Annotated in this window: 16 protein-coding genes; 12 read left to right on the plus strand and 4 right to left on the minus strand. The window is 43.4% G+C overall.

All coding sequences use genetic code 11. The features are described from left to right. Positions 1-148: 148 nt before the first annotated feature. The 8 genes from surE to DI53_RS08460 all read left to right on the plus strand — a co-directional run bounded on the left by surE (position 149) and on the right by DI53_RS08460 (position 8,440). Positions 149-937 carry a 5'/3'-nucleotidase SurE gene (gene surE, locus DI53_RS08425; protein WP_037497608.1) on the plus strand — a complete coding sequence of 263 codons (789 nt, stop codon included), beginning with the start codon at positions 149-151 and terminating at the stop codon, positions 935-937. Beyond that, positions 927-1,193 carry a hypothetical protein gene (locus DI53_RS08430; RefSeq protein ID WP_037497609.1) on the plus strand — a complete coding sequence of 89 codons (267 nt, stop codon included), beginning with the start codon at positions 927-929 and terminating at the stop codon, positions 1,191-1,193. Before surE ends, DI53_RS08430 begins: the two co-directional genes overlap by 11 nt. Positions 1,194-1,295: 102 nt before the next feature. After that, a complete protein-coding gene (locus tag DI53_RS08435) occupies positions 1,296-2,171 on the plus strand; it encodes a menaquinone biosynthesis family protein (protein ID WP_037497610.1) in 876 nt (291 codons plus the stop codon). 177 nt (positions 2,172-2,348) lie between these two features. Beyond that, positions 2,349-5,654, plus strand: a complete 3,306-nt coding sequence (gene secA, locus DI53_RS08440) for a preprotein translocase subunit SecA (RefSeq protein WP_037497611.1) — start codon at positions 2,349-2,351, stop codon at positions 5,652-5,654. A gap of 15 nt (positions 5,655-5,669) precedes the next feature. Beyond that, complete coding sequence (locus DI53_RS08445) at positions 5,670-6,122, plus strand: SPOR domain-containing protein (protein WP_037497612.1); 453 nt, start codon at positions 5,670-5,672, stop codon at positions 6,120-6,122. Between the two features lie 14 nt (positions 6,123-6,136). Beyond that, a complete protein-coding gene (locus DI53_RS08450) occupies positions 6,137-7,321 on the plus strand; it encodes a M20 metallopeptidase family protein (protein ID WP_037497613.1) in 1,185 nt (394 codons plus the stop codon). 73 nt (positions 7,322-7,394) lie between these two features. Continuing rightward, complete coding sequence (locus DI53_RS19575; RefSeq protein ID WP_052072214.1) at positions 7,395-7,958, plus strand: hypothetical protein; 564 nt, start codon at positions 7,395-7,397, stop codon at positions 7,956-7,958. Then, a complete protein-coding gene (locus DI53_RS08460; protein WP_037497614.1) occupies positions 7,958-8,440 on the plus strand; it encodes a GNAT family N-acetyltransferase in 483 nt (160 codons plus the stop codon). Before DI53_RS19575 ends, DI53_RS08460 begins: the two co-directional genes overlap by 1 nt. 38 nt (positions 8,441-8,478) lie before the next feature. Here the strand turns inward: DI53_RS08460 and DI53_RS20615 are convergent, their stop codons facing one another. After that, positions 8,479-9,786, minus strand: coding sequence for a M28 family metallopeptidase (locus DI53_RS20615; RefSeq protein ID WP_037497615.1), 1,308 nt, complete (start codon positions 9,784-9,786; stop codon positions 8,479-8,481). A gap of 197 nt (positions 9,787-9,983) precedes the next feature. Between DI53_RS20615 and DI53_RS08470 the strand changes: the two genes are divergently transcribed. The 4 genes from DI53_RS08470 (at position 9,984) to DI53_RS08485 (ending at position 12,597) form a co-directional block, all read left to right on the plus strand. Continuing rightward, entirely contained in the window at positions 9,984-10,298 is a 315-nt protein-coding gene (locus DI53_RS08470; RefSeq protein WP_037497616.1) for a rhodanese-like domain-containing protein, read from the plus strand. 248 nt (positions 10,299-10,546) lie between these two features. Then, entirely contained in the window at positions 10,547-11,971 is a 1,425-nt protein-coding gene (locus tag DI53_RS08475) for a Glu/Leu/Phe/Val family dehydrogenase (RefSeq protein WP_081939417.1), read from the plus strand. Between the two features lie 99 nt (positions 11,972-12,070). Continuing rightward, positions 12,071-12,376 (plus strand): hypothetical protein, encoded by a 306-nt coding sequence (locus DI53_RS08480; protein ID WP_037497617.1) that lies wholly within the window; start codon positions 12,071-12,073, stop codon positions 12,374-12,376. Continuing rightward, positions 12,373-12,597: a DUF6358 family protein gene (locus DI53_RS08485; RefSeq protein ID WP_037497618.1), complete on the plus strand. Its 225-nt coding sequence runs from the start codon at positions 12,373-12,375 to the stop codon at positions 12,595-12,597. The genes DI53_RS08480 and DI53_RS08485 overlap by 4 nt, the downstream gene beginning before the upstream one ends. A 135-nt stretch (positions 12,598-12,732) precedes the next feature. Here the strand turns inward: DI53_RS08485 and gcvT are convergent, their stop codons facing one another. The 3 genes from gcvT to DI53_RS08500 all read right to left on the minus strand — a co-directional run bounded on the left by gcvT (position 12,733) and on the right by DI53_RS08500 (position 15,413). After that, positions 12,733-13,812: a glycine cleavage system aminomethyltransferase GcvT gene (gcvT, locus tag DI53_RS08490; RefSeq protein ID WP_037497754.1), complete on the minus strand. Its 1,080-nt coding sequence runs from the start codon at positions 13,810-13,812 to the stop codon at positions 12,733-12,735. Between the two features lie 96 nt (positions 13,813-13,908). Next, positions 13,909-14,733, minus strand: a complete 825-nt coding sequence (locus DI53_RS08495) for a DUF6929 family protein (protein ID WP_037497619.1) — start codon at positions 14,731-14,733, stop codon at positions 13,909-13,911. After that, positions 14,730-15,413 (minus strand): pseudouridine synthase, encoded by a 684-nt coding sequence (locus DI53_RS08500; RefSeq protein ID WP_037497620.1) that lies wholly within the window; start codon positions 15,411-15,413, stop codon positions 14,730-14,732. Before DI53_RS08500 ends, DI53_RS08495 begins: the two co-directional genes overlap by 4 nt.

Here is a 15,413-nt window from a genome sequence, read left to right on the forward strand (position 1 = left end):
GGAATCGTTGTCATTTCCCGATTTGAAAGTTCAATGTTCCCCGCTAGCACGCTGCTTTTTCACCCCATGTTTCTGGTCTCGATCGTGTTGCTTGTTGATGTGTCCTCCCTATTACAATTTCTCCGAAGTTTTTTTGCTAAATTCGCATATGGCGAAAAAGAAACCAACTATTTTAGTGGTGAATGATGATGGCATCACCGCACCCGGCATCAAAGTTTTACTCGAAGAGATGCAAAAAATTGGGGACGTGGTGGTCGTGGCACCGGATAGCCCTCAATCTGGCATGGGGCACGCCATCACAATTGGAAGGCCCCTTCGTTTAGATAAAATTGATCTTTATGCGGGTGTGGAAATGTATAAGTGCTCCGGCACGCCGGTCGACTGTGTAAAGTTAGCCGTCAATAAGATATTCAAAGGTAAAAAACCCGACCTATGTGTTTCTGGCGTAAACCATGGCCTAAATTATTCTATTAATGTGCTGTATTCCGGAACGATGTCTGCAGCGGTAGAAGGTGCCATTGAAGATATTCCTTCCATAGGCTTTTCCTTAGATGATTTTTCGCACCAAGCGGATTTCTCGCATTGCCGCCCTTACATTCGTGCTATTGCCGAGCAGGTGCTTGAAAACGGGTTGCAAAAAGCAACCTTGTTAAACGTAAACTTCCCACATCACAGTAAAGAAATCAAGGGTATTAAAATTTGCAGACAAGCCACCGCAAAATGGTTTGAGGAATTCGATGAGCGGGTAGATCCATACGAACGCGAATATTTTTGGATGACAGGTAAATTCCAGTTGCTGGACAAAGGAGAAGATACCGATGTTTTCGCTTTAAGCAATGGGTATGTATCGGTGGTGCCGACACAATTTGATATGACGGCTCACCACGCCATCACCGACTTGAATTCCTGGACCTTTAACGTAGCTAATGCGAAATAGTATATGGATTGGTGTAGGTCTGGGAGCGGTATTTCCATTAATAGCGTTCGCCCTTACGACCTACAGTGACTGGCCCGCACGAATTTTTCCTACAAAACCATTCGCCTTCTACGTCATCTCGGCGGCGATCAACCTCCTGTTGATTCGTGTGTTTTATAGAAAAGCAGTGCCATATGATCAGGTGGCTAAAGGAATAATATTAACAACATTTTTAGGCATGTTGCTGTTTTTATACTTTTTCAAGCTTCGCATGTAAAAAGAAATGGCTTCCGTAGCTGTGCAGATCAGAGCCTTTTTTAGAAAAAGCAATAGACAGCGCTGCACGCCTTAGTGACATACCCCTACTAAACGAATAGACATGAATTTAACACTGGGATTTTCTCCTTGCCCCAACGACACGTTTATATTTGATGCGTTGATACATCATAAAATTGATACACAAGGACTAGCATTTGACGTAACTTATCAAGACGTGGAAACACTAAACCAAAAGGCCTTTCGCGGAGAGTTAGATATTACCAAATTAAGCTACCACGCTTTCGCATACGCAGCAAAAGATTATGAACTGCTGGATGCGGGAAGCGCACTCGGCTTTGGTGTAGGTCCTCTGCTTATTACCAAGGATGAAGCATTAGCGGAGCGGCTAAGAAAGTTATTAGAAGGCGGGGGAGAGATGCCGGAAAGCGAAGCAAAGCTTGTTGTTGGGATTCCTGGACGCTATACTACCGCGAATTTTCTATTGGGCTTGGCGTTTCCTGCTTTACAAAATAAGGTAGAACTTGTTTTCTCAGATATTGAAAATGCGCTATTGGAAGAAAGGATTGACCTCGGACTGATCATTCATGAGAACCGCTTTACCTACCATGAAAAAGGCTTGCATAAGGTCGTTGACTTAGGCGATTATTGGGAGCGTAGCACCGGAAGCCCCATTCCCTTAGGCGGGATTGTCGTGAAGCGTAGCCTAGATAAGGATATAAAGTTGCGAATAAATTCGCTCGTTCGGGAGAGTGTTCAGTTTGCTTTTGAAAACCCACGATCAAGCCTAGATTACATTCGATCGCATGCGCAGGAAATGGAAGAAGAGGTGATGTTTAAGCACATAGACCTTTATGTCAATCAATATTCTGAAAATTTGGGAATCGAGGGCCGTAAGGCTATCCAGCAGATGTTTGATAAGGCTGTCGCGCTGGACATAATTCCGCCATTTGCGCAGGAGCTTTTTTTAACGCGATAGACCAAGCGATGTGGCACAAAGCTGCCGTAAACGTCAGCGTAACAAAACAAAAAAATAACTTGTAATTCTGTTAGTTATCACATCTAATAAGTAAATTTGCCCGATTGGTGCCAAAATGTCTGCAAAATAGGATTGGAGTCATTATTGCACAGCGGTAAACGGAGAAAAAAAAATAGTATGTTACAATTTCTAAGTAAATTATTTGGCAGTAAGTCTGAACGCGATATTAAATCCATACAGCCTATTGTAAACAAAATAAAAGAAGAATACGAAAAGCTGTCCTCATTATCTAACGATGAGCTACGTGGCAAGACCTTAACCTTCAAAAATAGAATCAAAGAATATTTAGCAGAAATAGACGGCGAGATCGCATCATTGAAAGCAGAAGCTGATCAAGATGAGGTTGATATGGGCAAAAAGACAGAGCTTTATGAACGTGTGGATAAGCTTTCTAAAGATCGCGATAAAAAATTAGAAGAAGTTTTATTAGAGATCTTGCCAGAAGGGTTTGCTGTTGTTAAAGAGACTGCTCGTAGGCTTTCAGAAAATAAAGAAATTGAAGTTACTGCAACGGAATTTGACCGTGAAATCGCTGGACGTAAGCCTAACGTGACGATTCAAGGCGATAAAGCCATCTGGAAAAACTCCTGGTTGGCTGCCGGAACTGAAGTTACCTGGAACATGGTGCATTATGATGTGCAGCTAATCGGTGGTATTGTCTTGCACCAGGGAAAAATTTCCGAGATGTCTACTGGTGAAGGTAAAACATTGGTTGGTACGTTGCCAACGTATTTAAATGCTCTATCTGGACAAGGTGTGCACATTGTTACTGTTAACGATTACTTAGCACGTCGTGACTCCGAGTGGAACGGACCGTTATTTGAATTTCACGGCTTAAGTGTAGACTGTATTGATAAGCACCAGCCCAATTCTCCGCAGCGTAGGAAGGCATACCTTTCCGATATCGTTTACGGAACAAACAACGAATTTGGTTTTGACTACCTGCGTGATAACATGACGCAATCACCCGATGCCATGGTACAACGTAAACTGCATTTTGCCATGATTGATGAGGTGGATTCCGTCTTGATCGATGATGCACGGACGCCGCTTATTATCTCTGGACCGATTCCGCGCGGCGATCAACACGAATTTTATCAGTTAAAACCACGCATCGAGCGTTTGGTGAATGCGCAAAAAGCATACATCAATACAGTTTTTAATGATGCAAAGAAAGCGATAGCGGCAGGAAATAGCGATACGGAAGGCGGCGGGATGTCTTTATTACGCGCTTACCGCGGACTGCCCAAAAACAAAGCATTAATTAAGTTCTTGTCTGAAAGCAACCACAGACAGCTTCTGCAGAAAGTAGAAAACTACTACATGCAAGAGCAAAACCGCAATATGCCGAAGGTAGATGCTGAATTGTTTTTTGTAATTGATGAGAAGAATAACCAAGTAGAGCTTACAGAAAAAGGTATTGAATTAATCACCGCTTCCGGAGAAGATCCATCATTCTTCATCCTACCGGATGTAGGTTCTGAGATCGCTGATATTGAAAGATCGGGTCTTACCCTTGAAGAAAAAGCACAAAGGAAAGAAGAATTGCTTCGTGATTATTCGATAAAATCTGAACGTATCCACTCCATCAACCAATTGTTGAAAGCATATACATTGTTTGAGATTGATGATCAATATATTGTTGATGAAGGCAAAGTAAAAATCGTCGACGAGCAGACCGGCCGTATTATGGAAGGCCGTCGTTATTCGGATGGACTGCACCAGGCAATAGAGGCGAAAGAGAATGTGAAGGTAGAGGATGCTACGCAGACCTATGCCACCATTACCTTACAAAACTATTTCCGGATGTACCACAAGCTTTCCGGTATGACCGGTACAGCCTCTACAGAGGCTGGTGAGCTTTGGGAAATCTACAAATTGGATGTTGTTGAGATTCCGACGAACCGTAATATACAACGTGACGACCGTCAAGATTTCATTTACCGCACAGCACGTGAGAAATATAATGCAGTGGCACAAGAGATACAACGTCTTACCGAAGAAGGAAGACCGGTATTGGTAGGTACGACTTCGGTAGAGATCTCAGAGTTGCTTAGCCGTATGTTGAAATTACGTGGTATCAAGCATAATGTTTTGAATGCGAAACTTCACCAAAAGGAGGCTGATATCGTTGCAGAGGCTGGTCGTCCGGGCCAGGTGACTATTGCGACAAATATGGCAGGTCGGGGTACGGATATTAAATTGACAAGTGAGGTTATCAATGCGGGCGGTCTAGCCATCATAGGTACAGAGCGTCATGAGTCTCGCCGTGTAGACCGTCAGTTGCGTGGTCGTGCCGGTCGTCAAGGTGACCCAGGCTCATCGCAGTTTTTCGTATCATTGGAAGATAACTTGATGCGCTTATTTGCATCTGAACGTATCTCAAACATTATGGTCAAGATGGGCGTTGAGGAAGGCGAAGTAATGCAACACAGCATGTTAACCAAGTCTATCGAAAGAGCACAACGTAAAGTCGAGGAGAATAACTTTGGTATTCGTAAACGTTTGTTAGAGTATGATGACGTGATGAACTCGCAGCGTACGGTGATTTACTCTAAGCGTAAAAATGCACTTTTCGGTGAGCGTTTAGATGTGGATTTGAATAATACAATCTTCGATGTTGTTGAAGATGTGGTAATAGAGGCAAAAGAGGGCGGAACCTACGAGGATTTCCAGATAGAGGTTATTCGTTTGTTTGCTGTTAACCCTGAAGTGACAGCGGAAGAATTCGCACAATCTAATGCGACGAATCTAACGGATAATTTATTCCAACAAATTATCAATCATTATCACAATAAGGCATTGCAGATTGCTGAGCAGACGCTGCCTGTGCTTACAAACGTGCTTGCAGAGCGCGGTGCAATGATCGAGAACGTCGTTGTTCCGTTCAGCGATGGTATTCGTGGCATACAAGTTGCGACCAACCTACAGAAGGCTGTTGAGTCTAACGGTAGAGAGGTTTTCAAGTCATTTGAAAAAGGTATTGTGTTAGCGCTTATCGACGAAGCTTGGAAAGAGCATCTTCGTGAAATGGATGATTTGAAGCAATCTGTTCAGAATGCCGTTTATGAGCAGAAAGACCCGATTATTATTTACAAAATGGAGGCTTACAACTTGTTTAAAAGTATGTTGGCGTCCATGAATAAAGAAATCGTTAGTTTCTTATTCAAAGGCGAAATACCAGGGCAGCAGCAGCAGCCGCAAAATATCCAGGAGGCACGTCCGGTTCCTGCGCAGCCGGCACAGGTGAAAGCATCTAAAGCAGAGTTATCATCGCCGACGGGTGTTTCTGAAGAGGACAGCGACACGCGGGAGCAACAGATCACGCAGCCTATCCGTAAAGAGCAAACAGTAGGTCGCAATGATGAGTGCCCTTGCGGTTCAGGATTGAAATATAAAAACTGTCACGGAAAAAACAGTTAAAAAGAGATATTGAAAATGTTATATAAAGGGTTGATACTAGGTTTTGTTCTTCTTGGATACATTCAAATAAGCAATGCCCAAACGGGGGTTGTAGAAGTCCAAAAGGATTCGCTGATTGGTTTATTGCAACAGTATAGAGCAGAGAATGGTATCAACCCAACTACAGCCCGTATGGTTAGCCTGGGTTCCAAAGTGGTAGACAAGAAGAATGCGAAGCGGGTTAAAGTGCGTGGCTTTCGTGTACAAATCTTCTCGGGGGCCAGCAGAAATGAGGCCTATGTTGTGCAGTCAAGGTTCCAAAACGCCTATAAAGATATAGGGAGTTACGTGACTTACAACGAGCCAAACTATCGCGTTAAAGTGGGTGATTTCCGCAGCAGAGCGGAGGCGACCAACTTTATGCGTGTCTTACGATCTCAATATAGCAACGTTTTTGTATTTACCGAAGAAATTTGGGCTTACGAATAAAACTTGGATGCACCATGTTGAAGGATAGAATAAAACAACTTGCCGAAGTATTTTTTGATGAAACGGTGGCCGTAAGGCGTCACTTGCATCAAAATCCAGAACTTTCTTTTGAAGAGCATCAAACGGCTGCCTTTGTGCGGCAGAAGCTGGATCAATTAGGCATACCTCACGAAAGTATGGCTAATACCGGAGTGGTAGCGCTTATTCACGGCGAGAAACCTGTAGGTAAAGTTTTGGCGCTTCGTGCTGATATGGACGCACTTCCTATACAAGAGGTGGAAGGCCGGACCTATGGTTCACAGAACAAAGGTGTCATGCACGCTTGTGGTCATGATGTTCACACCTCTTCGCTGTTAGGTGTGGCAGCGATTTTGCAATCCTTGCGAGCAGAATTTGGTGGAACAGTGAAGCTTATTTTCCAGCCAGGTGAAGAGCGCCTTCCGGGTGGCGCATCCATAATGATCAAAGAGGGCGTGTTGCACAATCCAGCTCCTGAAGGAATTATCGGCCAGCATGTTATGCCGCTGATCGAGGCTGGCAAAGTCGGATTCCGTTCCGGCAAATATATGGCCTCTTGCGATGAGCTCTTTATGACTGTGAAAGGACGCGGCGGACACGGCGCACATCCACACCAAAACATAGATCCTATTGCGATTACTGCGCAAATTATCACAGCACTGCAGCAGATTGTCAGCAGAAATGCAGACCCCAGAATACCGTCTGTGCTTTCTTGGGGAAAGATAGTCGGGAATGGTGCTACCAATGTGATTCCCGATGAGGTTTATCTAGAAGGTACTTTTCGTACGTTTGATGAAAAGTGGCGAGCAAATGCGCATGAGCTCATGGTCAAAATGGCGGTTGGTATTGCCGAAAGCATGGGGGCAAATTGTGAATTCGAGGTACGTAAAGGATATCCTTTTCTTATTAATGAACCGGCGATTACCGAAGCCTCTCGCAACAGTGCTATTGAATATTTAGGTAAGGAAAATGTTGTCGAGCTGGACATTTGGCCTGCAGCCGAGGATTTCTCGTACTATTCTCAAGAAATAAATGCATGCTTTTATCGGCTAGGCACAGGCAATAAAGAAAGAGGCATCACCTCCGCAGTGCATACACCGTCGTTTGATATTGATGAGAACGCGCTTAAAACAAGCATCGGCCTGATGGCGTATATCACCTTAAAGCAATTGGGTGAATAATTGAATTACCTGGTAGCTGCAAGCACACAAAAGTATATTTATAGCATCTGTTCAACTTGAATTTTATCAAAATATGTCATCGCATCATATTGTCAAAGAAAATCAAGAACCCGCACTTATCGTAGCTTCCAGCAATGCGTTGGATAGTGAACACCTCGGTCAACTTCTGGAATGGAGCCCTACTATTCTTACAAATGATTACGCTATCGACTTTCTATTTGCCGAAGGTATAAAGGTTGATATTGTTTTTACCCATCAGGAGACAACCTATGCGCAAGAGCAGATTAAGCAATTTTCCATCAAAGGTGATTTTATTACCGAGACCCTGGATTATCTCATCGCCCATAATTATAAAGCTGTAAACGTGATATGCGATACCCTACACCCTGTTTTTTATCGTTTCGCAGCATCGTTAAATATAGTCGTATTTGCCGCTGGCAAAAGAATGGTGTTTGTACAGCACAATTATGAAAAGTGGAAGGTGAAAGGCGACCGGATCTATGTGGATGAGACACAGCTCAAATCGGTAGTCGGCTTACGAAAAGTAGCAGACAACGTTTTCGAAGTCGAGCAAGATGGCTTTTTCTACCTTGGTTTTAATTCGGACAATTTTGTAGCTGTAGGAGAGCGGCTGTAATGCAGTTTTTAGAGGCACGGGAATCCGACTGGGAAATTGTTCAACAGGTAGCGCAGCAGAGTTGGTGGCATGGCTATACGAACGTGCTTTCGGATCAACAAATTCAGTTTATGCTGCAGAAATCGTATAGTGAAGAGGGCATTATTACGTCTATGCGCTCTGGGCAAAAGTTTTATTTAGCGTTGGAAAGTGAGCATGTGGTCGGGTTTATCGCTCTACAGGTTAAGGATGCGGATGTTTTACGTATCGAGAAATTATACTTGCTACCCGAAGTACAAGGAAAAGGTTACGGGAAAGATTTGATAAATTTTGCTCAGGAAAAAGCGTTGGCACTTGATATTCACAGTATCGAGCTAAACGTCAACCGTAAAAATAAAGCCTATCATTTTTACATAAAACAGGGCTTCCACGTCATCCAAGAGATCGATATCCCGTATTTCGATTTTATACTGGATGATTACATCATGCAGAAAACCATTTAAGCGCATGAATGATTAGGCGCATGGTTTCCTGCTATTCGCTACTTCAGTTTTTCTACCCGCGACGGCGTTTGCTCAGCTTTTACAATCCCTTCTACACCTTTGGCGATCGCTTCTATACTAGACTTTATGTTTTGCACATCAAGGGTGGTAATCTCGTCTTTCACGGTGTGGTAATAGCTATCTTTATCGATTTGTGAGGTGGAGAATGTATGTGCCGGAACGCCTAAAGCAGCTAACACCGCATTATCGCTTCTATAAAAAAGATTTTGCTGCGGGTAGGGGTCTGGATGGAATGTGAATTGCGTTCCTTGCAAATGTTCCTGCATTAGCTTCGCCAGATTCGAGTTTTCGAAGCCCGTTACATAGAGCGAATTTGGCCCAAACTTGGAATCTTTACCAATCATCTCGATGTTGATCATCGCTACAACTTTATCGGCATCAATATGGTTGGAAAAGTATTTAGAGCCAAACATACCGATCTCTTCCGCCGTGAAGGCGACAAAGATTAATGTCCGCTCATTGATATCTGCTTTCTTAAAGTACTTCGCGAGCGCAATCATGGCCGTTGTACCAGAGGCATCGTCATCTGCACCGTTCGCAATAGAATCCTGCCCGACGGCATCTAAAATGCCGATATGATCGTAATGCCCTGAAAATACGACGAACTCTTCTGGTTTAGACTTTCCAGGTATTACAGCAGCAACATTAAATAAGGGAAAGTCTACACGTGAATTGGAAGCATTGATTTGATAACTGTTTGCTGGCGTCTTTTTTAAAATGAATACCTTACTAGGGCCGTCTCCAGTATTTTCTTGTTTTGGCACCACGTTTTCTCGCGAAAAGATCTTTTTAAAGCGAGCAAGCATGGGCGCAAAGGAAGCATCAACCCATACAACGCTATTGTTCGGATTTTCCCGCACGATAGCGCGAAAGCGTTGCGAAAAATCTTCGCCGGCTTTAATCTCTAGATTTTCTACGCCTGATTGCGTATTCCACGAAATTAGATCCGCATTACTAAGCACAATGAACTCGTCATCTTTTAATGCTTTGCCATTTACTTCGACGGTCTGGTTGCCCGTGCTAATCTTTGTAACATCAAACGATTGTCGGTAATTATCTTCGGCATAAGGCTGTAGTCCTGCTTGGCGAAATTCCGATGCGATAAAATCGGCCGCACGAGCGATATCGGTACTGAGCGAAGCTCGCCCACGCATGTCGTCCGATGCTAATGTCTCTACGATACGTTGAATATCCGATAATTCCACAACTTGTGCCTGTGTAGACGGCATCAGTAGTGCAGAGTGGAAAAGGGCAAGGAGCGCGCTACATACAAATTTTGTTCTCATGATTGTCTCTTTCAGTTCATGCGGCGATTCTTGATATAGATTAGCTATACATCACCAGGGCTAAAAGTAGTACATTTACCTTATAACTGAAAGTTTGGCCCTCGTTAAAATCGTAATCAACACCCTTCCGATACGGTAATTATAATTGCATATCCACATAACTTTACTTAAGTTTATCGTAGAAAAAGCAAAATAATATGAAAGAAGTTACAGTTCAAGAATTGAAAGACATGCTGGATCGCAATGACGAATTTCAATTGATAGATGTTCGCGAGCCGTTTGAATATGAGGTTTCTAATCTAAACGGTTTAAATATCCCCTTAGCAGGTATCGTAATAGAGTCGGATAAAATTGACAAAGACAAACCGGTCATTATCCAATGCCGAAGCGGCAAGCGCAGTGCACAGGCGGTGATGGTTTTGGAGCAACAAGGCTTTGATAATTTGGCCAATTTAAAGGGTGGGATTCTTGCTTGGAAAGAAGAGATTGATCCAGAATTGGATGTTTATTAGGATTTATTAGAAGGACAAACGTAGGAAGGAGGCTTTTTTTGCCTCCTTCTTTGTTTCAATTTGGGCAGATGTGTTGCGAAATTGCTATTGTAGACCGCTATTTTTTACCTCTTCTAAAACAAAATCGTTTCTAAAACGTAAAAAAGGTAAATGTTTTATACAAGCACGCAAAAGACAAATAGATTAGGTAAAGTTTTATAAATTTAATTTCTGAAATAAAACCAACAATAAACACAAAAATCGAAGGTATGGCAATAATGAACACAGAAAACAATACATTTTTTGAAAGCGTTCAGCGGAATTTTGATAAGGCGGCTGCACATACACGCTTTGACAAAGGCGTATTAGCGCAGATAAAAGCGTGTAACTCTATCCTACGGATCAAGTTTCCGGTGAAGATCGGCGAACAGGTGGAGGTAATAGAAGCTTATCGGGTGCAGCACTCACACCATAAATTACCCTGTAAAGGAGGTATCCGTTTTAGTATGGAGGTAGATCAGGAAGAGGTAATGGCACTTGCCGCCTTGATGACCTACAAATGTGCTATTGTCAATGTCCCATTTGGAGGCGGTAAAGGAGGTATAAAGATCGACTCAAAAAAATACTCAGCCTTTGATCTGGAAAAAATCACACGCCGCTATACTTCAGAGCTTTGCAAAAAGAATTTTATTGGTCCCGGTATCGACGTTCCTGCACCAGACTATGGTACGGGCGCGCGTGAAATGAGCTGGATATTAGACACCTACTCTTCCCTAAATCCCGGCGATATCAATGCGCAAGCTTGTGTGACGGGTAAACCGATATCGCAAGGCGGGGTGCGTGGCCGTACCGAGGCGACAGGACTTGGCGTTTTTTATGGCCTTCGTGAAGCGGTTTCGTTTGCGGATGATATGGAAAAACTGGGCTTAGAAACAGGTGTTGAAGGCAAGCGAATAATCGTTCAAGGACTTGGAAATGTGGGTTACCATACGGCGAAGTATTTTCAGGAAGCCGGAGCTAAGTTAGTTGGCCTCATCGAATTTAATGGAGCAATTTATAACGAGGATGGATTAGATTTGGATGCTGTGCAAGCGCATAGACAAACAACCGGCGGCATCTTGAACTTCCCTGGCGCCGTGAACTTCGCTGATCCTGCTGAAGGGCTAGAGCAAGACTGCGACATCCTCATCCCGGCCGCATTGGAGAGTGTTATCCATAAAGACAATGCGGATAGAATTAAAGCTAAAATAGTGGGCGAAGCGGCTAATGGGCCTATAACCGCAGAGGCTGACGAGATATTACATAGCAAAGGTATTTTAGTGCTGCCCGATGTTTATCTTAATGCAGGGGGTGTAACGGTCTCATACTTCGAATGGCTTAAAAACTTGAGTAGGGTACGTTACGGCCGTTTAGAAAAACGCTTCAATGATAACATGTATAAAGAGCTTATCGATATTATTGAATCGATGACGGGTAAGCGCGTTTCCGATCTGGAAAGAAAGACCATTTTGCGCGGACCAGATGAAATTGACCTCGTGCATTCCGGCTTGGAAGATACCATGATTGGCGCATACCGTGAGATCCGCGACATCCATGTTTCATTGGAAGGTAAGGGAGATTTGCGAACGGCGGCCTTCATCTGCGCGATAAATAAAATAGGCGTGGCGTATGAAGAGTTAGGAATATTCCCATAGTGAAAATTCACGCTAAGAGAAATTTATAACACCAATAAGCGACGCCAGAAAGAAATCTGGCGTTGTTTATTTTAGCGAATGATTCCGTAATTTTATCCCATGCGAAATCTAGTGCACCAAACGCGGCAGGCGTTTTATTTCAGCCTTGGCTTTTATATTTTGGCTATCGTGCTGAAGCTACTGCAATTTGCTTTTGCTGATGTGCTTATCAGCATTGCACTTTTGCTTTCCCTTGTTTGGACAGTATTGGTGCTCCGCGAGATTATGCTTTCCGGCAATTTGACAGCTATGGAGCGAATCTTATTAATTATTTTTATGATATTTGGCAACATCATTGCCGGCATCGCCTATTTTTTCTTTATTCGGGAAAGGGTCATACCGAGACAGGGTAACAATAGATCATGACAAAATTCTTTATATTAAACGTTGTTTTAAACTTTGCCATCGCTTTTTTAGTGTATAGTGGCATAAAGTCGTTTCAAGCAAACAACCATCTTTTCCTCTTTATCTCGATCGCCGTTATGATCGTGCTAATCTATCTTAAAGTAGTTTTGCTAAAAATTGTCAAGAAGGACGCAGCGGCTAAGGCGCAGCTGCCCACGAAAGAGAAAAAGCAGAGAAAGTAGCCTAAAACATCATTGGCCCAAAACACGCACATTGCGAGAGCGACGAACACAGCAGCGATTCCCTTTATAGCTAGTCGCTGCCTCAGCTTGCACCATCTCGCAATGAACGTATAGTAGTCGCGTTATAATTTCGCGTTATTTGACGAAGGGTGCTTTGCGAACCACCGCCTTGATAGGTTGGTTCCGTATCGAAATAAATATTTCAGATCCATCTTTCGCGAAAGCCGTGTCGACATAACCCAAGCCAATTGATTTCTTTAGTGTTGGCGATTGTGTACCTGAGGTCACGCGGCCAATTTTATTACCGGCAGCATCCACAATTTCATAATCATGGCGGGGAATTCCTCTGTCGATCATCTCGAACCCAACAAGTTTTTGCGCTACGCCACGTTCTTTCTCCGCCTTCAGATTTTCGCTATTCACAAAATCTTTAGAAAATTTAGTTACCCAGCCAAGGCCAGCGGCTAATGGGGATGTGTTGTCATCAATATCGTTACCGTACAAGCAAAAGCCCATTTCCAAACGTAGTGTGTCGCGAGCGCCTAAGCCGATAGGCTTGATACCATAGGAAGCACCCGCTTCAAAGATAGCGTCCCAAACTTTTTGCGCATCTTCATTAGCGACATAGATTTCGAAACCTCCGGCTCCCGTGTAGCCGGTAGCAGAAACCAATACATTCTCTACGCCTGCGAAGACGCCTTTTTGGAAAGTATAATACTCCATCGGAGCAAGCTCAATGTCAGTCAGGGATTGTAGCGCCTCGGCTGCTTTAGGTCCTTGTACAGCAAAAAGCGAGGTTTGATCTGAAATATTTTTCATTTCGACGCCATCGGTATTATACTTGCTGATCCAGTCCCAGTCCTTATCTATGTTAGAAGCGTTTACTACTAAAAAGTAAGTCTGCTCATCAATGCGGTATGTCAAAAAATCATCCACGATTCCGCCAGTTTCATTAGGTATATAAGCATATTGAACTTTGCCATCATACAGCTTGGAAACATCATTAGAAGATATTTTCTGAAGCAAATCCAACGCTTTCTCGCCTTTTAAGATAAATTCACCCATGTGGCTAACGTCGAAGACGCCCACAGCAGTTCGTACGGTTTCATGCTCATCATTTATTCCGGAGTATTGCACAGGCATAGTGAAGCCTGCGAAAGGAACCATTTTTGCACCTAATGTTTGATGGTGCTCGGAAAGCGCAGTGTTTTTAATCATAGCAATCTGATAAATTCTGTTTTTTTCAAAAATAGGCAAAAAACGGGCATTAATTGATGAAAATAACCGTTAGTTTAAAATTGCGCAATCGATTTACCGCTTCACTTCCACCTTGTAGATGGTTGATGTATTATTTTCGTTGTCTGGATCTTCGCACAGTAGGAATTGGATAGCCTTTTTTGTTTTCCTGTACGGCGCTATGCCTTCAAACTTATGTCCTAAAGCCAAAGTTTTGGTATATTCTACGATCCGACTTTTCGGATCCAGCCGTCCTATCAAGGTTCCTTTCACCTCGCCATCGTGATAGCTGGAATTGCTGTCTTCAGCAGCTGCGATAAAATAGATCTTTCCGTCGACTAGCGTAGCGTCTGTAAACCCCGTGCTTACGCCTTCTAATTCAGGGAGCGAAACATGAAAGAACGCTTTACCAGCAAGGGTCTGCTTATCCAATATAAATACCCCATTCTGTTTGGCGGGACCGTTTCCACGGTTGAACAACCAAAGCTCGTCGCGATAATATACTGCGCCTTCAATATTGAAGTCTTGCTCAGCAACAGAATGATCCGCTTTTAATTTTTCATAAACCTGGCCCAAGTCCACACTGTCTTTTGTGCCCTGCTTCGCATTATATTTTACAAGCGTGTTCCTGTTTTTGGCAGAGCCGGATCCAAACACATAAAGCTGACCGTCAATTGCTGTAATCGCCTCGAAATCGGATTTTTCTTTCTTTGGAATATTCTCCAGGACATTTCCCGAAAGCAACGTCGTGGTCGTGAGTTTATCCTGTGGTATGCTGTATGTGTATAGTAGCTTGCTGTTGTCCGAGATAACGTGTATGGCGTTGTCTTTGTAGATTAGTCCTGACGCAGCAGCGATACCTTGTATGGTCAAAAACACGTTGATGATCAATTCATTCATGCTTGCAGATTTAGCAGATTAAGTACACGCCGAAATTCGTTATGTAAAGGAGCCTCAATTTCAATTTTTTGTTGTGTCCTTGGATGCGAGAAAGATAGTTTTTGCGCATGTAATAACATGGTGTCCATATCAAAGCGGTCTTTCCACATTTTATTTTGCTTGTTGCATCCATGTGGCCGGTCTGCCAGGATAGGATGAAAAACGTGTGCAAAATGTTTTCGGATTTGGTGCATCCTTCCGGTTTCTGGGATAGCTTCAACCAGTGAATAGCGCGATGTATCAAACTTACCAAGTGGCATGTCAACCTCTGCTCGGGCAAGCGTTTTAAAATGCGTTAATGCCTCTTGTAGCGTTCCATTTTCTTTCCGCAGGGGATAATCGATGCTTCCGGAATCGTCCATGTATCCGCGCACGACAGCTAAATAAGTCTTGTCGATATTTCTATCAGCAAAGAGATTTTGCGCAAGGCTGTCCATCTCCTTGTTTAGCGAAAATAAGAGTACACCGCCCGTCTTCCGGTCTAAACGATGTGCAGGGTAGACCGCTTGCTGAATTTGATTGCGGAGCATTTGCAAAGCAAATTCAGCTGTGTCGGCAGCTATCGAGGAGCGGTGTACAAGGAGGCCATGCGGCTTGTTCACGGCAATAAGTTCCTCATCTCGATAAAGAATCTCTAGCAT

It is taken from the genome of Sphingobacterium deserti, from assembly GCF_000757725.1.
GTDB lineage: Bacteria > Bacteroidota > Bacteroidia > Sphingobacteriales > Sphingobacteriaceae > Sphingobacterium > Sphingobacterium deserti.